We start from the raw sequence: 19,177 nt of genomic DNA on the forward strand, positions 1-19,177 counted from the left end.
GCACAGCGCCGGGCCTGACACCGATCTGAACCACCCTTGTTTGCCGCACTATCCGCCAACGGCTTATGCGTCCGGATATAAGCCCAGGCTTATGCCGCGCCCCGCCCTTGCAAGCCTGCACGGCAGTTGGTCTAAGAAACCAAACGCCGGAGGACCCCAATGGTCGATATCGCCACCCGTGTCTGGAACCACAAATGGAAGATCGACCCGATCGTCCGGTCCCTGATCGACACCGATTTCTACAAACTGCTGATGTGTCAGTCGATCTTTCGCAACAACCGCGACACGCAGGTCACCTTCAGCCTGATCAACCGGACCAAGTCCATCCGCCTCGCCGATCTGGTCGACGAGGGCGAGCTGCGCGAGCAATTGGACAACATCCGGTCCCTGTCGCTGTCGCGCGGCGAATCCACCTGGATGCGCGGCAATACCTTCTACGGCAAGCGCGCGATGTTCACGCCCGAATTCATGGATTGGTTCGAAAACCTGCGCCTGCCACCCTATCATCTGGAAAAACGCGACGGCCAGTATGAACTGACGTTCGAAGGGTCCTGGCCAGAAGTCATGTTGTGGGAAATTCCCGCACTTGCCACCCTGATGGAACTGCGCGGCCGCGCGGTGCTGGGCGACATGGGCCGGTTCGAACTTCAGGTGCTCTATGCCCGCGCCATGACCAAGGCTTGGGAAAAGGTCGAACGCCTGCGCGACGTGCCCGACCTGCGGATCGCTGATTTCGGCACCCGGCGCCGGCACAGCTTTCTGTGGCAGGACTGGTGCGTGCAAGCGATGAGCGAGGGGCTGGGCGACGCCTTTACCGGCACGTCCAACTGCCTGATCGCCAAGAGCCGCGACATGGAAGCGATCGGCACCAACGCGCACGAGCTGCCGATGGTCTATGCCGCGCTGGCGCAGAACGATGCAGCACTCGCGCGGTCACCCTATGATGTGCTGGCCGACTGGCAGGCGGAACACGACGGCAACCTGCGGGTCATTTTGCCGGACACCTTTGGCACGCCCGGTTTTCTTGCCAACGCACCCGACTGGCTGGCGGGCTGGACCGGCATCCGCATCGACAGCGGCGACCCCGCCACCGGGGCAGAGGCCGCCATCGACTGGTGGCGCGCACGGGGCGAGGATCCGCGCGAAAAACTGATCATCTTTTCCGACGGGCTGACGGTGGACAAGATCCTGGACCTGCACCGCCAATTCGCCGGTCGCGTCCGCGTCAGTTTCGGCTGGGGTACGATGCTGACCAACGACTTCATCGGCCTGACCGAGGGCGACGCACTCGCCCCCTTCAGCCTGGTGTGCAAAGCTATCGCGGCGGATGGCCGCCCCACGGTCAAACTGAGCGACAACCCGAACAAGGCGATGGGTCCGGCGGAGGAGATCGCACGCTACAAGCGCGTGTTCGGGGTGGGGGCGCAGGAGCGGGTGGAGGTTGTGGTCTAGTTCTATTGATCCCGCAGCTTGATCAAGTGGCTCTGTCCCAAGGTTCGGAGCCCGCCTTCTGACATGAGTGTGGCATGCAAAGGGGAAATTTGCTTACTCCTCCTGCCCCTCCACAATCTCACCGACGGGGCTGTCGGTTGTTTCCTGCACGACTTCGCCGCCCAGCAGCAGGGATGCGATGATGGCGACAAAGCCGAGGGGGATGAGGGCGTAGATCCATTTTTGTTTCACGGTCGTCTCCTGTCTGAGGTTGTTGTCCAACAGCGTCAGGGGCATCCGCGTTCCGTCAGTCGGGCGTGACATTGCCGCGCAGGGACTTCACCTCACCCCTGACCTTCTTAGCCTTCAGTCGCCGTTTCACCGATCCGTAGGTCGGTTTCGTTGGCACGCGGCGTTTGGGTTTTTGCGTGGCCTGTTCGACCAGTTCGGCCAGCCTCTCGCGCGCCAGCTCGCGGTTGCGGGCCTGGGACCTTGTGTCCTGAACGAACAGCACCAGCGCCCCGTCGGATGTCCACCGCCGCCCCGCCAACCGCTTGAGCCGCGCCTTGACCGGATCGGGCAAGGAGGGTGAGCGCGCGGCCTCGAACCGTAGCTCGACCGCCGTGCTGACCTTGTTCACGTTCTGCCCGCCGGGACCGGAGGCACGGGTGAATGCCTCGGTCATTTCCCAGCCTTGCAGGGTGATGCTGTCGGTGATGCGCAGATCGTCGGCCATAGGGATGATGTAGCAGACCAAGACGCATTTGCCACCAGCACCCAGTTGAGTACCGAGCGGGGCCGCGATTGCCTGCGCCATTCGCTTGCCCCCACCCGATGAACGCACAGCGTTCATCGTAAAAAAGGGCTGCCCCGGCGATGGGACAGCCCTTTCCTGAATATCGGAGGTGGGTCGGTTAGGGACCCATAGGGTCACCCACCTGTGGTGCTACAGACCTAAGGGCTGCCCTAGATCAGAACCCCCCAAGCTGTCCCGACACACTTCTCCAGAACTTCATGATGCACTGGATCACCTCCTTTCAAATGTTTCGCCTGTGTTGAGGGTTGCCGCAGATATCGCGGCTGTCAAACCCTAATCACACCAGATACTGCATTTATGACGTGGCTGTGACTCGGCGAACAATCAGGCGGAACGGGATCAGCGCAACCAGCGCAACCGCGATCTTGACCCCCCAATCGGCCACGGCGAGCGACACCCACAGCGGCACCAGCGGCCCTGCGTTCAGAAACGGGACAGCGTCCTGTGCCCAGATGATCTGGTCCGCGGCCCCTGCTGACAGCGGGTTGAACACTGCTGCAAACGCGATGGAAAAGAAGATGGCCGTGTCCACGACCGACGACACCAGCGTCGATCCCAGCGGGGCCACCCACCACACGCCCAGGCGCAGCTTGTTGAACACGGTGATATCCAGCAGTTGCGCCACGCCAAATGCGGTGGCGGATGCAATGGCGACCCGGATCGGCACGGCGGGACCGAATTCCAGCTGGATCTGGCTGCCGATCAGCGAACAGATGATACCCACGATCAGGCCCACGAAAACGACACGCCGCGCGGCGGACACGCCGTAGATGCGGTTCATCAGGTCAGTCACAAGGAACGCCAGCGGATAGGTGAACGCACCCCAGGTCAGCAGCCCGTCGAGGATCAGGAATTGCACGAGGATGTTCGAGGCCACGACGATGGCGGCCATGGCGATCACGCCAGGTAGAATACGGGTCATAGCGGTTTTCCGTTTTGGCAAGGGTGCGGCACTTGGCCCCGCAAGATCGCGGGGACGCGCCCGGTTAGCCGCACGGACGGCTTGCGTCAATCGCTGACGCGGTATTCCACGATCTCGGTCGTCTGGAACCAGCGGAAATTGTCGTCGGACACCATCGTCAGGCGGATATCGCCTGCGTCATCGCGCCAGACGCTGATCCCTTCGAGGTTGTCATGCGTCCCGGTGCGCGTCTGCAACAGCAGTTCCGATGCGCTGCCGTCCAGCGGCAACCTGCGCACGCGCGACCGAAACCCGAATCCGGTGAAATCCCGTTCCAGCAGATACAGCAGACCATCAGGCCCGATATCCGCGCCGACCGGCAGGAATGCATCGGTGCGCGCGATGTCGAATACCGTGGTCCAGACCCCGCCGGCATAGCGATAAACCGGAAAAGGGCGATGCGTGCCACCCGACCGCTCGGGCAAAGTATAAAGTGCACCGTCCGGGCCAATCGCAAGCGCTTCGAGCGCGGAATTGTTCTGAAGACCCCTGAACATATCCGGACGCGGCACTCGCACTGCAGGACCGTCCAGGTCAGGGTAGGCCGCGACACGGGCCAGCCCTTCGAATGAGACGAACAGCGTGCCATCCGCTGACAGGGCCAGTCCCTCGGGATCGGCCGTCGCACCTGAAACAGGCTCTCCGGTCGAAATGCGCAACACGCGTGGCGGGTCCGTCGTGATGCCGGTCACCTGATCCCCGTCGCGCGTCACCACACCGGTCCACAGAACACCACGGTCCCCTTGCGCCCAGATCCGCGTGCCGTCCGCGCTCAGTTCCAGCCCCGACAGCCCGCCAAACGCCGGGTCGCTATCGTTCCAGACATAGCGGCCCAGGTAGGTCACGGTCGGTTCGGCCTGCGCATCCCCAACGGACTGGCACCCCACCAGCAGGGCAAGGGCGGCAACGATCAAGGCGCGCATATCAGTTGGCGGCGACAGCGGCGCATTGCCCGGGCAGGCGGGCCATCGTCAGTTCACGCTTGGGCTGGGGTGCGGGGGCATTCGGGTCGCGCGGCTGGGGCGGCGGCGGGTTAATGATGTTGTTCACCCATTCCTGCGCATCGGCACAGCCGTCACCGGCGGGCGGTGCGGGCTGATCCTCGCAGTACGCGGCACCGCGCGGGCAGTTCAGGCGCACGTGGAAATGGTAATTGTGCCCGTACCAGGGGCGCACCTTGTTCAGCCAGCTGCGGTCGCCGGTGGCGTTCTTGCACATCTCGACCTTGGCCCCCGGAAAGATAAAGATCCGGGCCACGCGCGGGTCGGATGCAGCCGCCTTGACGATCGCCTCATGCTGGGGTGTCCAGCTATTGTTGACGAAAGCGCCGCTGCGCCGGTCCATCCGGTCGGACGAGATGTTTTCGCGTTCGGTCCGCGTCAGCGAAAGCGAGGTGGCAGGTTTCAGCCATATGTCGGCATCCAGACCGACCTGATGGCTGGCATGACCGGTCAGCATCGGCCCGCCACGCGGCTGGCTGATGTCGCCCACATACAGACCGTTCCACCCCGGCTGCGCTGCGGCGAGCCGCGACAGGTCCTGCACGAAATCAATCAGTTCGGGCTGACCCCAATTGCGATTGCGCGACAGGCGCATGGCCTGCCAGGTCGGCCCGGTTTCGGCCAGGGCCTGCCCCCCTGCCTGACAGCCGCGCGAATAGAACCCCAGCGGTGCCGGGGCCTGCGCAGATGGTTCCGGTATCGCGCCAAAGACGCGTTTCGCGATCCGTGTATCATTCGTGTTCTGTGTCGACACGACGGGCGAAACCGTCGGTTTTTCCGGCTGACAGGCCGCGAGGGCCGTCAGTAGTGTCAGTGCTGCGATGGTGCGGATCATGCTGCTCGGTCCCCGTCTTTGTTGACCCACCTTAGCAGAAACAGGCCAAGCAGGAACAAAAAGATGACCGGCAAAAACCCAAGCTGCACGTTACCTGTCAGATATGTGAACACCGCGATACTGGCCGGCGCAAGGAATGCTGTCGCCTTGCCGGTCAGTGCGAACAACCCAAAGGCTTCGGTCGGGCGGTCGGGGTCGGTGTGACGGACCATCATGGACCGTGACGCGGCATAGGTCGCGCCCCCTGCGCCGCCGATGATGACCCCCGCCGCGAAAAAGATCGTATCGGGCAGACTGGACCCCACAGGCAGCGGCACGCCGAACAGCGTCTCGCGGGACATGCCCACGATCACCACGCTGACAGCGATCAGGCACCAGACACAGACGCGGATCACGGGTTTCGGCCCGAACCGCGCGTCCGCCAGACCGCCAACCCAGGTAAAGATTGCTGCCGCAATGGCTGCCACGATCCCGAATATGCCGATGTTGATGGTCGTCCATCCCAGCACGATCGCCGCATAGACACCACCAAAGGCATAGAGCGCGTTCAACCCGTCGCGGTAGAACATCGACCCCAGCAGGAAATTCAGCAGGCTCTTGCGGCGCACAACGCCGCGCAGCGTGTCCTTGAGCTCGGCCCAGACCGCACTGATGCGGGTGGACCGACCGCCCAGCGACGGGTCGTCCCGGACATACAGGAAAAACGGCACCATAAAGAGCGCGAACCACACCGCAATGAATGGGCCGACCGCGCGGGTGCCTTCCATTTGGGCGGGATCAAGGCCCAGCGCGGGGGCCAGACCGATCAAAGTGACTCCGCTGTCGGGGTCCTCGACGAACAGCAGCAACATGATGAACAAGGACGCAACGCCACCCCAATAGCCAAAGGCAGCACCCGACCCGGAGATGCGCCCGACCTCTTGGCGGTTGCCAAGGCTGGGCAGGATCGCATTGACGAAATTCAGCGCGGATTCAGCGCAAAAGAAAGCGGCGTAGAACACGATCAGCGCCATGTAGATCCAGGCACCATCCGGTGTCAGGTTCCACAGCATCGCCGTGGCAATGACGAACAGGATCGAAAATCCTGCGATCCACGGCATCTTGCGCCCGGAATTGTCGGCGAATGCCCCCAGAAATGGTGCGGTGATCGCGATCAGCAATCCAGCCACGGCCTGCCCCATCGACCACAGGCCCTGTGCCTCGGCCCCGGCAGCGGCGCGATCCAGACCGCTGTCCATGAAATAGGTGGTGGCAACGCTGGCAAAATAGGGGCCGAAAACGAATGTCAGCCCCAGCGTGTACATCGGCTGTGATGCCCAATCAAAGGCCATCCAGCCCCAGATGCGTTTGCGTGATACTGCCATGACCTGCCCCGTGTCGCCCAGGCACAACCTAACCCCGGCAGGCCCCGCGCTGGCAAGTCCCGTTTACGTCCCTGCAGGCAGTTCCGGTGGCCAGGGCCGGGTGGCATCCGCGTCGATCCAGCTTTGGGTCCAAGCGGGCAGCGCGGGCGGGGTTGCGTCGAAACCGGCCGCAGCAAAGACGCGCGCAGGATCAACGATGCCATTCCGGTCCGTCACGGCGGACCGGTACAGCGCCTGCGCCGCGCAGATGTCTCCGACCCAGATCGATTGATCGAGATAGAAAAACCGTGCGTCCCAGCCCACGCAGCGGCTGACGACGCGGAAACGCTCGAACGGTCTGATCCGGCGGCGATAGCGCACACTGGCCCCCGCCATCGTCAGGCCCCACTTGTTCTGCCGTAATGCACGCAGCAACCCGACCCGCTGCGCCAGGATCGTGCGGCCCAGATCGAGGATCGTCAGGATACGCCCGTTGTTCATTTCCACGAAAACATCGAGATCCTGCGGCCAGCAGCGATGATGACTGACATGCGCGCCCAGCACAGGCAGGTCGCCCGCGTTGCGATGCAGAATGAATTCCTTGGCAAGACGGACAAACGGATACATGCGCAGGGCCGTGCCAGCAGGTGGCGCGCGGGTCAATGCGTGCCGCTGCGGCACGAAACACTTGATGCGCCCCCGGCTTGCGCTTACCTGCGGGGCATCATCAGACGAAAGTGACGCCCATGACCTCGATCTTTGAAATCATCCTGCTGCTGCTTGGCGTGGCGCGCTTTTTCATCTTTGCCCATTTCATCATGAGCTGGCTGATCAGTTTCGACGTGCTGAACGTGCGCCAGCCGCTGGTCGGGCAGATCTGGTACACGCTGCAACGTATTCTGGAACCGATCTATGGCCCGCTGCGCAGTGTTCTGCCGAACCTGGGCGGGATCGACCTGTCGCCCATCGTGGCACTGATCGGGATCGAGATCATCCGCATCGTGCTGCTGAACAACGCGGCCTTGTTCTATTGATTTGGTCGCCCCGCGCGGGGCGACCAATGCCTACGGCGTGAGTATTTGTGGCAAGATGATACGTCAGATCCGCTCTATCGCCAGCGCGATGCCCTGACCGCCACCGATACACATGGTGATCAGCGCACGTTTACCCTGAATGCGGTCTAGCTCGTACATCGCCTTGACCGTGATGATGGCACCCGTAGCGCCCACCGGATGGCCCAGAGCGATTGCACCGCCATTGGGGTTCACACGGGCGGGGTCCAGACCCAATTCCTTGCTGACGGCAAGCGCCTGTGCGGCAAAGGCCTCGTTGCTTTCGATCACGTCGAAATCGGCAGCAGTCAGGCCGGTCTTTTCCAGCAGCTTGCGCACCGCAGGCACGGGGCCGATCCCCATGACCTCTGGCCGGACGCCGGCGTGGGCGTAGCCCAGCACGCGGAACCGCGGTGTCAGGCCCGCCGCCTGCGCGGCATCCGCACGCGCCAGAACGATAGCCGCAGCCCCGTCATTGAGGCCAGAGGCGTTGCCAGCCGTCACGCTGCCGTCCTTGGCAAAGGCCGGGCGCAGGTTGGCCAGTCCCTCTGCCGTGGTCGCCTTGGGGTGTTCGTCCGTGGCGAAATCCACCATCTCGCGCTTGACCTTGACCGGGACCGGAACGATCTGATCGTCGAAATAGCCCGCCGCCATCGCAGCCGCTGCGCGTTGCTGGCTGAGCAGTGCAAAGGCGTCTTGATCCGCACGGCTGACAGCATGTTCGGCGCTGACGTTTTCCGCCGTGATCCCCATGTGGCCCGTGCCAAAGGGACAATTCAGCGCCCCCAGCATCATGTCACGGGTCACGACGTCGCCCATTTTCGCACCCCATCGTTGGTCCGACAGGATGAAGGGGCTGCGCGACATGTTTTCAGCACCCCCCGCAAGGCCGAAATCGGCATCCCCAAGCGCCAGCGATTGGATCACCGACACGATGGCTTGCACGCCGGATCCGCACAGACGGTTCACGTTCATCGCAGGCGTCGTGTCGGGCACACCCGCATCCATCGCGGCAACCCGCGACAGATACATGTCCCGCGGTTCGGTATTGATGACATGGCCGAACGCCACGTGACCGATCTGGTCGCCCGTGACGCCGGACCTGTCCAGTGCCGCCCTGGAGGCAATCGCCCCCAGTGTGATGGGCGGCGTACCCGCCAAGGCACCGCCAAAGGTGCCGATGGCCGTGCGGGCACCCCCCAGAATGACAATCTCTGACATGTTGAACCCTCTCCCCTTGATTTGCGACAGGATGACAAGCGGTGCGCCCCGGCACCAGCCCCCGGGGAACGTAACCCTGCGGCAAAGCAACCGCAGGAGTGGAAAAACGCGACCGCACCTTATGTTATTGCGAAAGGAGTCCACCATGCTGTTGACCGTCACCGATCTGCACAAGGGTTATGCCAGCGCCGACGGCCAGATCACGGTGCTGGACGGCGTGAGCCTGTCGCTGAATGCCGGCGAAACACTGGCCCTGACCGGAGAGAGCGGGTCCGGCAAGAGCACGCTGTTGCACCTGATCGGCGGGCTGGACAGTGCCGACCGCGGCCAGATCCTGCTGGACGGCGTGGATCTGACCGCGCTGAACGATGCAGACCGTGCGGCCCTGCGCCGTGGTACGGTGGGCGTGGTGTTCCAGCAGTTCAACCTGATCCCGTCGCTCAAGGTTGCCGACAACATCAGTTTTCAGGCGCGGCTGGCAGACAGGCATGATGCGGCTTGGTGCGCACAACTGGCCAACCGCATGGGGCTGGATGCGCAACTGGACAAATACCCGGAACAATTGTCCGGCGGACAACAGCAGCGGGTGGCACTTGCCCGCACGCTGGCCCCCCGTCCGAAACTCGTGCTGGCGGACGAACCCACCGGCAACCTGGACGAGGAAACAGCCGCCACGGTGCTGGCGTTGATGCTGGACCTGGTGCGCGACACAGGCGCGGGTTTGCTGATGGTCACCCATTCGCAAGCACTGGCAGGCCAGATGCAGCGGCAGATTCACCTGCGCAAGGGTCGCATCGCGTGACCTGTGCAACACTTCAGGCGCTGCTGTCACACTGGTGGCGCAACCCATTGCAGTTGTTCACCTTGCTGGCCGGACTGGCGCTGGCAACGGCACTTTGGTCGGGGGTTCAGGCGATCAACGCAGAGGCATCCGCAAGCTATGACGCGGCGGCTGCAACACTGGGCGAGGGGCAATTCGATCAACTGACCGCGCGCGACGGCGGCACGATCCCGCAGGCGACTTATGTGGCACTGCGCCGTGCGGGCTGGCAGGTGTCACCGGTGGTCGAAGGGCGGCTGAACGGCGTCCGGATCGTCGGCCTCGACCCGCTGACCGCACCGGGCGGGTTGGGCCCCATCACGGTATCGGACGGGGTCGAGATCAACACGTTTCTGTCCGGCGGCGGTCAGGTGTTTGGTCGCGCAGAGATGTTGGACCGATTGCCGGACATCGGGGCGCAACCCGTGTCAGCGCCAGATGTCGCACCCGGCACCGTGCTGACCGATATCGGCCTTGCCCAAGGATTGCTGGGCCGCGATGGCGTGATCACACGGCTGATCGTGGCACCGGAACAACCGCTGGGCCGTCCGTCACTGGCAGAGGTGTCCCCTGATCTGACACGGCAGGTCGCGCAAGGCAGCAATGACCTGGGCCGGCTGACAGACAGTTTCCACCTGAACCTGACAGCCTTTGGCCTGCTGAGTTTCGCGGTCGGCATTTTCATCGTGAACGGTGCCATCGGGTTGGCGTTCGAACAGCGCCGGTCCGTGGTGCGGACGTTGCGCGCGCTGGGCGTACCGCTGCGCAGCTTGATGATCCTGATGGCGGCAGAGCTGGCGGTCATGGCGTTGGTCGCTGGTGCCATCGGTGTGGCGCTTGGTTATGTCATCGCGTCTCTGTTGCTGCCGGATGTGGCTGCAACCTTGCAAGGTCTTTACGGCCAGACAGTGTCCGGCACATTGCAACTGCGCCCCGTCTGGTGGCTGTCAGGATTGGCGATTGCACTGGGCGGCACGGCCCTGGCGGCGGCATCGGCCTTTTGGCGGTTGGCACAGATGCCCTTGCTGGCCGGCGGGTCGCGCCGCGCCTTGTCGATGGCCGCAGGACGCACGGCGCAGGTCCAGGGCGTGCTGGCCGCAATTCTGCTGATTTGCGCCGCGGGGCTTGCCTCGGTCGCCGACGGGATGGTGACCGGCTTTGCCCTGCTGGGAACATTGCTGATCGGGGCTGCGCTGGCGCTTCCGCTGATCCTGGATCGGGTGCTGGCACTGGCGGCATGGCTGTCACGCGGCATCCGCGCACAGTGGTTCTGGGCCGATACGCGGCAGCAATTGCCCGGCCTGTCGCTGGCACTGGCGGCCTTGCTGCTGGCGATGGCGGCGAATGTGGGCGTGTCCACGATGGTCAGCAGCTTTCGCCTGACGTTTGTCGGATTTCTTGACCAGCGGCTCGCGTCAGAGCTGTACGTCACGGCAGAGGATGCAGCACAGGCCGATGCTCTGACGGCCTATGCAGCCGACCGCGTGGACGCGATCCTGCCGATCCAGTCCGCTGACACCCAGGTGCGGGATCTGCCGACAGAAGTTTTCGGCGCACGGATTGGACCGACATATACCGACAACTGGACGTTTCTAACTGCGACCGACGCGCCTTGGCAGCGTGTCGCGGACGGCGGTGGCATCTTGATAAATGAACAACTGGCGCGGCGCACCGGGTTAGCGCTGCGCGACACCGTGCCCATCATGGATACGACATTCACCGTTGCCGGCATTTACGGTGACTATGGCAATCCCATCGGTCAGGCAATTTTGTCAGAGGACGTCTTTGCCACGCTCTATCCCGACGTGACAGCGCTGCAATTCGGGTTGCGGTTGCCGCCAGACGACGTGGTCGCCTTTCGCGCTGATCTGACCCGCGATCTGGGCATATCAGAGGGCGCGATGATCAATCAGGCGGGGATCAAGCAATTCTCGCTTGATGTATTTGACCGGACATTCACGGTGACAACAGCACTGAACGTGCTGACGCTGGCGGTTGCGGGCTTTGCCATTCTCATGAGCCTCCTGACGCTGGCCGCGCTGCGCGTGCCGCAACTCGCACCCGCCTGGGCGATGGGCATGACCCGCCGTAGTCTGGGCGTGGTCGAACTGATCCGCGCCGTGATCCTTGCGGTCTTTACGGCGGCAATTGCATTGCCGCTGGGGCTTGCCCTGGCCTGGGCGCTGCTGTCGGTGGTCAATGTCGCAGCCTTTGGCTGGAAACTGCCCATGTTTCTGTTTCCCGCCGATTATGCGCGGCTGGGCCTGTTTGCGCTGGTGGCGGCAGCGCTTGCAGCACTCTGGCCTGCGTGGCGTTTGGCCCGCACACCCCCTGCTGATCTGCTCAAGGTGTTTTCCAATGAACGTTAAGGCTCTGTTGCTCGCCCTGTTGCTGCCCTTCGCTGCATCGGCCCAGGGCTTCGCGGGTCTTGGCACCGATGCCGAAGGTTTCGCCGTGCCGCAGCCGAACCCACAGTTCAGCTTTCCCGCGGACCACGGCGCGCACCCCGATTACCGGATCGAATGGTGGTACATCACGGCCAACATGACCGGACCGGACGGCACGCCCTACGGGCTGCAATGGACGCTGTTCCGCAGCGCCATGGCACCCGAAACGCGGGCGGGCTGGGACGATCCGCAACTGTGGATGGGTCATGCCGCGGTGACAACGCCAGATGCGCATTTCGTGACCGAACGACTGGCACGGGGCGGGATCGGTCAGGCGGGCGTGACCGCCGACCCCTTTGCCGCATGGATCGACGATTGGCAGATGACCGGGTTCGATGATGCGCGTCTGACCGCCTCTGGCCCCGACTTTGCCTATGATGTGAACCTGACGGCGACCGGACCCTTGGTGTTTCAGGGGATCGACGGCTATTCGGTCAAATCCGCCGCCGGTCAGGCATCCTACTACTACTCGCAACCGTTCTATGAATTGTCCGGCACGCTGACGCTGCCAGACGGCGATGTGCCCGTGACCGGCACCGCATGGCTGGACCGTGAATGGTCCAGCCAACCGCTGGGCGACAACCAGACCGGCTGGGACTGGTTTTCCCTGTCGTTCGACGACGGGGCCAAGATGATGGGGTTTCGCCTGCGCCAGACCGACGACCAGAACTTTACCTCTGCGACATGGATCGACGCGGATGGGACCGCCACACCCTACAGCGACGGGGCGTTCAACGCGGCACCGCTGGCGACAACGACCGTGGCGGGGCGCGATGTCCCGACGCAGTGGCAGGTGACATTGCCGGACCGCGGCATCGACGTCACCGTTGCCGCGATCAACCCGCAGGCCTGGATGGACACCAGTGTCCCCTACTGGGAAGGTCCGGTCACCGTAACCGGCAGCCACGGCGGCCAAGGCTATCTGGAGATGACAGGATATGAGTGACTGGTTCAAAACGCTGGACGGTCTGCACGACCGCATGTGGCAACGCCTGTCGCGTGGTGTCGCAGACCGCAAATCGCCCGCGCGGCAGCCCACGTTTGCCACCGTCAGTGCGGACGGCTGGCCAGAGGCCCGCACCGTGGTTCTGCGCACAGCCCAGCGCGACACCGCAACGCTCGAAGTCTATACCGATCTGCATTCGGACAAGATCACCAGCCTGCGCACCACCCCGCGCGCCGCCCTGCACATCTGGGAGGACAAGCAGCACCTGCAAATCCGTCTGCAATGCGCCGTCACGATCCTGACAGGGGATGCTGTGCGCGACCGCTGGAACCCGATCCCCGAACGGGGCCGCATGTCCTATGGTGTCACCCCTGCGCCCGGCACACCCTTGGGCGATGACGCGCTGGCCTATGACAAGGACCCCGACTTTGCGACCTTTGCCGTGCTGTCCTGCGCGATCCAGCGCATCGATCTCGTGCATCTGGGCGACGACCATCGTCGCGCGGCCTATGCCCGCGCTGACGGCTGGCAAGGACAGTGGCTTTCGCCCTGACGCGTCGCTAGAACCACTGACATGCAAGCGACACTTCCCCTGACCCGTGACCTCGTGCTGATCGGCGGCGGCCATACCCATGCGCTGGTGCTGCGCAAATGGGGCATGAACCCATTGGCCGGCGTGCGTGTGACGCTGATCTCGCCCGGTCCGACTGCGCCCTATTCCGGGATGCTGCCGGGCTTTGTCGCGGGGCATTACAGCCGCGACGATCTGGATATCGACCTGGTGCAGCTGGCGCGTTTTGCCGGTGCGCGGGTGATCGATGGTGCGGTGACGCGGATCGACAGCGCCGCTCGCCTGATCACCGTGCCAGGCCGTGCGCCCATCGCCTATGACGCGGTCAGCGTGGATGTGGGCATCACCTCTGACATGCCGGCTCTGGACGGATTTGGCGACCACGGGGTGCCCGCCAAACCGCTGGGCCAGTTCGCCAGCCGCTGGGATATGTTCCGCGACAGCGCCACCGATCCGCATATCGCGATCATCGGCGGGGGTGTCGCCGGGGCAGAGCTTGCGATGGCGATGGCCCATGCGCTGCGGGACCGGGACCTGCAACCCACCGTCCATCTGATCGACCGCAGCCGCGCGTTGTCTGCACTGAACGCAACCGCCCGGCGGCGCGTCACGACAGCCCTCGCCGGAAATGGCGTGACGGTCATCGAGGATGCCACGGTCGCGACGGTGCAGGCCGATGCCGTCCTGCTGACCGACGGTCGCCGTATCCGGTCGGATTTTACCACGGGTGCCGCCGGTGCCAGACCCCACGACTGGATCGCACAGATCGGCGTGGACCTGCACGACGGGTTCATCACGGTCGGGCCAACGCTGCAATCCAGTGATCCCGCGCTGTTTGCGGTCGGCGATTGCGCGCATCTGTCCCATGCGCCACGACCCAAGGCCGGTGTCTTTGCCGTGCGCGAGGCACCGGTCCTGTTCGACAACCTGCGCGCCGTGCTGTCGGGTGGCACGCTGACGACCTACACCCCGCAAAAGGACTACCTCAAACTGGTGTCGCTGGGGGGCAAGTCAGCGCTGGCCGAACGGTTCGGCACCGCGTTTTCCGGCCCCCTGCTATGGCGATGGAAGGACCACATCGACCAGACCTTCATGCGGCAGTTCAGCGACCTGCCCGCGATGGACCCCCCCCAGCTGCCAAAGGTCCATGCATTGGGCCTGCGTCAGGCGATGGGGGACAAACCGATGTGCGGCGGCTGCGGCGCCAAGGTGGGACGCGCTGCGCTGATGGATGCACTGGGCGGCTCGCCCGCGCCGACCCGGCCCGATGTGACGTTGATTGCAGGCGATGATGCTGGCCTGTTGACGATGGGTGATACCCGGCAGGTCATCAGCACCGACCACCTGCGCGCGTTCTGGGATGACCCGGTGATTATGACCCGCATCGCGCTGAACCATGCGCTGGGCGACATCTGGGCGATGGGTGCCAGACCCCAGGCAGCAACCGTCAACCTCATCCTGCCGCGCCTGTCGCCCGACCTTCAGTCCCGCACATTGCAAGAGATCGTGTCGACGGCCCGGCAGGACCTGGGTGCCGCCGGGGCCGATATCGTCGGCGGGCACACATCACTGGGTGCGGAAATGACCATCGGTTTCACTGTCACCGGGCTGTGCGACCGCGCGCCCATCACATTGCAGGGTGCGCAACCCGGCGATGCGTTGATCCTGACGAAACCCATCGGCAGCGGCACCATCATGGCGGCAGAAATGGCGGGCAAGGCACGCGGTGCCGACGTGGCGCAGGCGTTGCAGGCGATGTGCCAGAGCCAGGCCACCGCCAGCGACATCCTGCGCGATGCCCGTGCAATGACCGATGTGACCGGGTTCGGCCTGACCGGCCATCTGCGCGGGATGTGCGACGCCAGCGGTTCGGGGGCAGAGGTCGCGTTGGCTGATGTGCCGTTGCTGCCCGGTGCGCTGGAACTGGCGACGGACGGCACGCGGTCCAGCCTGTTCGATGACAACATTGCCGGGGCCGGTGCGATCGAGGGGCCAACAGGCCCACGACAGGCGCTGATGTTCGACCCCCAGACCGCTGGCGGGCTGCTGGCGGCCGTCGATCCTGAACAAGTCGAGCACATCATCGAAGCGCTTCGCAGTGCAGGTTACACTCAGGCCGCGCGCATCGGGACCGTGACCACAGGCAATACCATCCGCCTGCGCTAGAGCGTGGCGATCAGGTCGGCGAGCTGATCTGCCACCACCTCGCGTCCCGCCGAGTCCAGCGCATCGGCGTGCACCTGCCCCAGCCAGTCACGTGTCGCGGTCTTGCGTGACCGGGCATAGGCCGCGTCGTAGTGCTGATCCATCAGGGCGGTGGCCAGCGCCGGGAAATCACCCGCCGCCAGCAATGCCTCCCAGTCATCGACGACGGCATGGCCGCGGATGTTGCGCAGCGGTTGCAACCGGTCGCGCAACCGGGCGGGGTCCGCTATGATGTCCTGATAGGCCTCTGTCAGAAACGCCGCACGCACGGGCAGCGTGGCCGTCACTTCGATCCGGGGGGCCTGCGTCATGTTCAGCCACAGTTGCTTGGGCAGCACGATGCGCCCGATCTTGCTGCTTTCGGCTTCGACGAGTGTGGGGCGGTCGGGGTCAAGGCGGGCCAATCGCGCGGCCAGCGCGCTCTCGAATCCCTTTTGCGCGGGCTGACCGCCTTCGACACGTCCCAAGAGTGACCCGCGATGCGCGGCCAAACCCTCGAGGTCGAGGGTCTGGACACCGCGCGCCGCCAGAAGATGCAGCAAGGCGGTTTTCGCAGTGCCGGTGTAGCCATCCAGTAGGATCAGCCGGTGCCGGACCGGATCGTCATACAATGATTGATGCACCAACCGCCTGTAGGACTGATACCCCCCCGTGACCACCTCGGCCCGCCAACCGATCTGTTGCAGGATCGTGGCAACCGACCCGGACCGCTGACCGCCACGCCAGCAATAGACCAGCGGCCGCCACGCACCATCGAACCCGTTCAACGGACCGTCCACGTAATCCGCCACGTTGCGGGCAACCATGGCCGCCCCCAACTTGCGCGCGGTAAAGGCGCTGACCTGCGTATAGATCGTGCCGACCTCGGCACGCTGATCGTTCGTCAGCGCAGGCAGATTGATCGCGCCGGGCACGTGGTCCTCGGCAAATTCGGCAGGGCTGCGCACGTCGATGACAGTGTCGAAATCATGCGTCAGGATCGCATCCAGCGTGTCAAAGCTGCGTTTCATTCCCGGTGGATCGGGGCACGGCCCGCGTCTGTCAGGATGAACCATTCACCATTGTCGCAAACCGCGGGGATCAGCGGATGCCCCTTGCCCGCGCCATTGTCCAGATCGATCCGGTTGCCGAAATGGGTGGGCTGATCCACGATCGTATGACCGTGCACCACCAGCACGCCGTGGTCGTCGCTGTTGTCCAGCCAGCCGTCACGTATCCAGATCAGGTCATCCTCGGCCTGTTGATCCAGCGGCACACCGGGGCGGATACCTGCGTGCACGAACAACAGATCATCGACCCGGTGCATCAGGGGATTGTCCCGCAGAAAATCCAGATGCGCCTGCGGAACCACCTTTTGTGCGGCCGTAACCAGTTGCTCCAGCGTCAGGTCACCGTCCTGCGTCGGCAGATGGCGCAGGATTTCCAGACCGTTGTCGTCGATGTCGAACACGGCGGGGCCGGTGGGAACGATGCCGTATGACGCAAGGGTCTGTGGCCCGCCCAGTCGCGTGTTCAACCAGGACAAACCGGATTTGATCGCCGGATCGTGGCAGGTGCCGTCCGCGACAAAGTATTCGAACATCCGGTCGTGATTGCCACGGATAATGGTCCAGTTACGCCCCGCGTCACGCCCTGCGATCAGCGCGTCGATCACGCCGGCGCTGTCCGGTCCCCGGTCTGTGTAGTCGCCCAGAAACACGATATGCGCATCATCCCCGCCGTCCTGCGCGATCAGGTCCAGCGCGTGGTCCATCATCTGTTTCTGACCGTGGATATCCCCGATGGCATAGATCATGCGTCCGTCTCCGTCTGTTTCACCGCAGATGTAGCAGAGCGGCGGGGAATGAACAGATCAACCCCGCCCACGAAAAAGCCCGCCCCGATCATTTCGGGGCGGGCTGGCATTCAGATCAGCGGTCGATCAGGCGACGTCAAAGGTGAGCGTCTTGACCTGTTTGAACCGGCCAGTGCCATGCAACGCCTTGATCGCGGCTTCCGGCACCTCGTCGTCGATATAAAGAAGCGCAATCGCCTCGCCCTTGGCCACGGACCGCCCGAGGGTAAAGTTCGCGATGTTCACACCGTGATCGCCCAGCGTGGAGCCCAGCGTGCCGATGATACCGGGCACGTCCTCGTTGGTGGTGTACAGCATGTTCGCGCCGACCTCTGCATCGACGTTGATGCCCTTGATCTGGATGAAACGCGGCTTGCCGTCGCTGAACACGGTGCCCGCGACCGAACGCTCGCGCTCTGCCGTGGTGACTGTCACCTTGATATAGCCTTCGAAAACGCCGGACTGGTCCTGCTTGGTCGTGCTGACCTTGATGCCGTTGTCCTTGGCGATCACGGGTGCGCTGACCATGTTCACGTCGGGGTTCCGCTTGCGCATGATGCCCGCGATGGTCGATGCCGTCAGCGCCTTGAGGTTCATCCCCGACACTTCACCATCAAACAGGATGTTGATCGACTGGATCGGCTCGTCGGTCATTTGCCCGACAAAGTTGCCAAGATGCTTGGACAGTTCGATCCAGGGCCCCATGACCTTGGATTCCTCTGCCGTGATGGACGGCATGTTGATCGCGTTGGTGACAGCCCCCGACAGCAGATAATCGGACATCTGTTCGGCAACCTGCAGGGCCACGTTTTCCTGTGCTTCGGTCGTGGCAGCGCCGAGGTGCGGCGTGACGACAACGTTGGGCAGGTTGAACAGCGGGCTGTTCGTCGCAGGCTCTTCGGCAAAGACGTCGAACGCAGCACCGGCGACGTGGCCGGATTTGATCGCCTCGGCCAGCGCCTCTTCGTCAACCAGACCGCCACGGGCGCAGTTGATGATGCGCACGCCGGGTTTCAGTTTGGCGATTGCCTCGGCCGAAAGGATGTTGCGGGTCTGGTCGGTCAGCGGCACGTGGAAGGTGATGAAATCGGCACGGCCCAGCAGTTCGTCCAGTTCCAGCTTTTCGACGCCGATCTCGATCGCGCGTTCCTCGGACAGGAACGGGTCATAGGCCACGACCTTCATGCGCAGGCCGCGGGCACGATCGATCACGATGGACCCGATGTTGCCGGCACCGATAACTCCCAGCGTCTTGCCGGTCAGCTCGACACCCATGAACTTGGACTTTTCCCACTTGCCGGCGTGGGTGCTTTCGTTCGCCTCGGGGATCTGACGGGCGACGGCCATCATCAGCGAAATCGCGTGTTCGGCGGTGGTGATCGAGTTGCCGAAGGGCGTGTTCATCACGATGATGCCCTTTTTCGACGCGGCGGGAATGTCGACGTTGTCGACCCCGATACCCGCACGGCCGATGACCTTGAGGTTGGTCGCCTGCTCGATCAGTTTTTCGGTGGCTTTGGTCGCGGACCGGATCGCCAGACCGTCGAATTCGTGGATCATCGACAGCAGCTTTTCCTTGTCCTTGCCCAGCTTGGGCTCAAACGTGACGTCGATTCCGCGATCGCGGAAAATCTGGACGGCGGCTTCGGACAGGGCGTCGGAAATCAGAACTTTGGGGGCCATGTCAGGCACT

General features: G+C 63.7%; 18 protein-coding genes. 7 read left to right on the forward strand and 11 right to left on the reverse strand.

What is annotated here, in order from left to right; translation table 11 throughout:
* Window positions 1–159 precede the first annotated feature (159 nt).
* The gene (locus LGQ03_RS07645; protein WP_226747930.1) at window positions 160–1,452 is read left to right on the forward strand and encodes a nicotinate phosphoribosyltransferase; all 1,293 of its coding nucleotides are present in this window, start codon (window positions 160–162) and stop codon (window positions 1,450–1,452) included.
* A 93-nt stretch (window positions 1,453–1,545) separates the two neighbouring features.
* Here the strand turns inward: LGQ03_RS07645 and LGQ03_RS07650 are convergent, their stop codons facing one another.
* The 7 genes from LGQ03_RS07650 to LGQ03_RS07680 all read right to left on the reverse strand — a co-directional run bounded on the left by LGQ03_RS07650 (window position 1,546) and on the right by LGQ03_RS07680 (window position 7,015).
* Window positions 1,546–1,728 (reverse strand): nicotinate phosphoribosyltransferase, encoded by a 183-nt coding sequence (locus tag LGQ03_RS07650; protein WP_226747931.1) that lies wholly within the window; start codon window positions 1,726–1,728, stop codon window positions 1,546–1,548.
* Between the two features lie 10 nt (window positions 1,729–1,738).
* Window positions 1,739–2,167: an alternative ribosome rescue aminoacyl-tRNA hydrolase ArfB gene (gene arfB, locus LGQ03_RS07655; protein ID WP_090158190.1), complete on the reverse strand. Its 429-nt coding sequence runs from the start codon at window positions 2,165–2,167 to the stop codon at window positions 1,739–1,741.
* A 376-nt stretch (window positions 2,168–2,543) separates the two neighbouring features.
* Entirely contained in the window at window positions 2,544–3,170 is a 627-nt protein-coding gene (locus LGQ03_RS07660; RefSeq protein ID WP_226747932.1) for a queuosine precursor transporter, read from the reverse strand.
* Between the two features lie 86 nt (window positions 3,171–3,256).
* Window positions 3,257–4,132: an esterase-like activity of phytase family protein gene (locus LGQ03_RS07665; protein ID WP_226747933.1), complete on the reverse strand. Its 876-nt coding sequence runs from the start codon at window positions 4,130–4,132 to the stop codon at window positions 3,257–3,259.
* A 1-nt stretch (window position 4,133) separates the two neighbouring features.
* Window positions 4,134–5,045 (reverse strand): penicillin-insensitive murein endopeptidase, encoded by a 912-nt coding sequence (gene mepA / locus LGQ03_RS07670; RefSeq protein WP_226747934.1) that lies wholly within the window; start codon window positions 5,043–5,045, stop codon window positions 4,134–4,136.
* Window positions 5,042–6,409, reverse strand: coding sequence for an MFS transporter (locus LGQ03_RS07675; RefSeq protein ID WP_226747935.1), 1,368 nt, complete (start codon window positions 6,407–6,409; stop codon window positions 5,042–5,044). The genes mepA and LGQ03_RS07675 overlap by 4 nt, the downstream gene beginning before the upstream one ends.
* A gap of 63 nt (window positions 6,410–6,472) precedes the next feature.
* Window positions 6,473–7,015 (reverse strand): acyl-CoA thioesterase, encoded by a 543-nt coding sequence (locus LGQ03_RS07680; RefSeq protein WP_226747936.1) that lies wholly within the window; start codon window positions 7,013–7,015, stop codon window positions 6,473–6,475.
* 119 nt (window positions 7,016–7,134) lie between these two features.
* Here LGQ03_RS07680 and LGQ03_RS07685 point away from each other — a divergent pair, with 119 nt between their 5' ends.
* Window positions 7,135–7,422 (forward strand): YggT family protein, encoded by a 288-nt coding sequence (locus tag LGQ03_RS07685; protein ID WP_056030126.1) that lies wholly within the window; start codon window positions 7,135–7,137, stop codon window positions 7,420–7,422.
* Window positions 7,423–7,485: 63 nt separating this feature from the next.
* Here the strand turns inward: LGQ03_RS07685 and LGQ03_RS07690 are convergent, their stop codons facing one another.
* Window positions 7,486–8,661, reverse strand: a complete 1,176-nt coding sequence (locus LGQ03_RS07690; protein ID WP_226747937.1) for an acetyl-CoA C-acyltransferase family protein — start codon at window positions 8,659–8,661, stop codon at window positions 7,486–7,488.
* 145 nt (window positions 8,662–8,806) lie between these two features.
* Between LGQ03_RS07690 and LGQ03_RS07695 the strand changes: the two genes are divergently transcribed.
* From LGQ03_RS07695 to selD, 5 genes are read left to right on the forward strand one after another with little or no spacing between them, the layout of a single operon-like run.
* Entirely contained in the window at window positions 8,807–9,463 is a 657-nt protein-coding gene (locus tag LGQ03_RS07695) for an ABC transporter ATP-binding protein (RefSeq protein WP_226747938.1), read from the forward strand.
* Entirely contained in the window at window positions 9,460–11,850 is a 2,391-nt protein-coding gene (locus tag LGQ03_RS07700) for an FtsX-like permease family protein (RefSeq protein ID WP_226747939.1), read from the forward strand. Before LGQ03_RS07695 ends, LGQ03_RS07700 begins: the two co-directional genes overlap by 4 nt.
* Window positions 11,840–12,874, forward strand: a complete 1,035-nt coding sequence (locus LGQ03_RS07705; protein WP_226747940.1) for a lipocalin-like domain-containing protein — start codon at window positions 11,840–11,842, stop codon at window positions 12,872–12,874. The genes LGQ03_RS07700 and LGQ03_RS07705 overlap by 11 nt, the downstream gene beginning before the upstream one ends.
* Window positions 12,867–13,427 carry a pyridoxamine 5'-phosphate oxidase family protein gene (locus tag LGQ03_RS07710; protein WP_226747941.1) on the forward strand — a complete coding sequence of 187 codons (561 nt, stop codon included), beginning with the start codon at window positions 12,867–12,869 and terminating at the stop codon, window positions 13,425–13,427. Before LGQ03_RS07705 ends, LGQ03_RS07710 begins: the two co-directional genes overlap by 8 nt.
* 21 nt (window positions 13,428–13,448) lie before the next feature.
* On the forward strand, window positions 13,449–15,611 hold the full coding sequence (gene selD, locus LGQ03_RS07715) for a selenide, water dikinase SelD (RefSeq protein ID WP_226747942.1): 2,163 nt from the start codon (window positions 13,449–13,451) through the stop codon (window positions 15,609–15,611).
* Here the strand turns inward: selD and mnmH are convergent.
* The 3 genes from mnmH to serA all read right to left on the reverse strand — a co-directional run bounded on the left by mnmH (window position 15,608) and on the right by serA (window position 19,167).
* Window positions 15,608–16,660 (reverse strand): tRNA 2-selenouridine(34) synthase MnmH, encoded by a 1,053-nt coding sequence (mnmH, locus tag LGQ03_RS07720; protein WP_226747943.1) that lies wholly within the window; start codon window positions 16,658–16,660, stop codon window positions 15,608–15,610. The genes selD and mnmH overlap by 4 nt on opposite strands.
* On the reverse strand, window positions 16,657–17,445 hold the full coding sequence (locus tag LGQ03_RS07725) for a metallophosphoesterase (RefSeq protein ID WP_226747944.1): 789 nt from the start codon (window positions 17,443–17,445) through the stop codon (window positions 16,657–16,659). The genes mnmH and LGQ03_RS07725 overlap by 4 nt, the downstream gene beginning before the upstream one ends.
* Window positions 17,446–17,571: 126 nt before the next feature.
* Window positions 17,572–19,167: a phosphoglycerate dehydrogenase gene (gene serA / locus LGQ03_RS07730; RefSeq protein ID WP_056030099.1), complete on the reverse strand. Its 1,596-nt coding sequence runs from the start codon at window positions 19,165–19,167 to the stop codon at window positions 17,572–17,574.
* Window positions 19,168–19,177: the final 10 nt, after the last annotated feature.

The organism is Loktanella gaetbuli (assembly GCF_020531945.1).
Lineage (GTDB): Bacteria > Pseudomonadota > Alphaproteobacteria > Rhodobacterales > Rhodobacteraceae > Loktanella > Loktanella gaetbuli.

Excerpts from the sequence above, each read along its gene's own strand:
- LGQ03_RS07710 (WP_226747941.1), top strand. The coding sequence starts at position 12,867 with ATGAGTGACTGGTTCAAAACGCTGGACGGTCTGCACGACCGCATGTGG.
- LGQ03_RS07660 (WP_226747932.1), bottom strand. The coding sequence starts at position 3,170 with ATGACCCGTATTCTACCTGGCGTGATCGCCATGGCCGCCATCGTCGTG.
- mepA (WP_226747934.1), bottom strand. The coding sequence starts at position 5,045 with ATGATCCGCACCATCGCAGCACTGACACTACTGACGGCCCTCGCGGCC.
- LGQ03_RS07675 (WP_226747935.1), bottom strand. The coding sequence starts at position 6,409 with ATGGCAGTATCACGCAAACGCATCTGGGGCTGGATGGCCTTTGATTGG.
- selD (WP_226747942.1), top strand. The coding sequence starts at position 13,449 with ATGCAAGCGACACTTCCCCTGACCCGTGACCTCGTGCTGATCGGCGGC.
- LGQ03_RS07645 (WP_226747930.1), top strand. The coding sequence starts at position 160 with ATGGTCGATATCGCCACCCGTGTCTGGAACCACAAATGGAAGATCGAC.
- LGQ03_RS07695 (WP_226747938.1), top strand. The coding sequence starts at position 8,807 with ATGCTGTTGACCGTCACCGATCTGCACAAGGGTTATGCCAGCGCCGAC.
- mnmH (WP_226747943.1), bottom strand. The coding sequence starts at position 16,660 with ATGAAACGCAGCTTTGACACGCTGGATGCGATCCTGACGCATGATTTC.
- LGQ03_RS07725 (WP_226747944.1), bottom strand. The coding sequence starts at position 17,445 with ATGATCTATGCCATCGGGGATATCCACGGTCAGAAACAGATGATGGAC.
- LGQ03_RS07680 (WP_226747936.1), bottom strand. The coding sequence starts at position 7,015 with ATGTATCCGTTTGTCCGTCTTGCCAAGGAATTCATTCTGCATCGCAAC.
- serA (WP_056030099.1), bottom strand. The coding sequence starts at position 19,167 with ATGGCCCCCAAAGTTCTGATTTCCGACGCCCTGTCCGAAGCCGCCGTC.
- LGQ03_RS07685 (WP_056030126.1), top strand. The coding sequence starts at position 7,135 with ATGACCTCGATCTTTGAAATCATCCTGCTGCTGCTTGGCGTGGCGCGC.
- LGQ03_RS07705 (WP_226747940.1), top strand. The coding sequence starts at position 11,840 with ATGAACGTTAAGGCTCTGTTGCTCGCCCTGTTGCTGCCCTTCGCTGCA.
- LGQ03_RS07650 (WP_226747931.1), bottom strand. The coding sequence starts at position 1,728 with ATGCCCCTGACGCTGTTGGACAACAACCTCAGACAGGAGACGACCGTG.
- arfB (WP_090158190.1), bottom strand. The coding sequence starts at position 2,167 with ATGGCCGACGATCTGCGCATCACCGACAGCATCACCCTGCAAGGCTGG.
- LGQ03_RS07665 (WP_226747933.1), bottom strand. The coding sequence starts at position 4,132 with ATGCGCGCCTTGATCGTTGCCGCCCTTGCCCTGCTGGTGGGGTGCCAG.
- LGQ03_RS07690 (WP_226747937.1), bottom strand. The coding sequence starts at position 8,661 with ATGTCAGAGATTGTCATTCTGGGGGGTGCCCGCACGGCCATCGGCACC.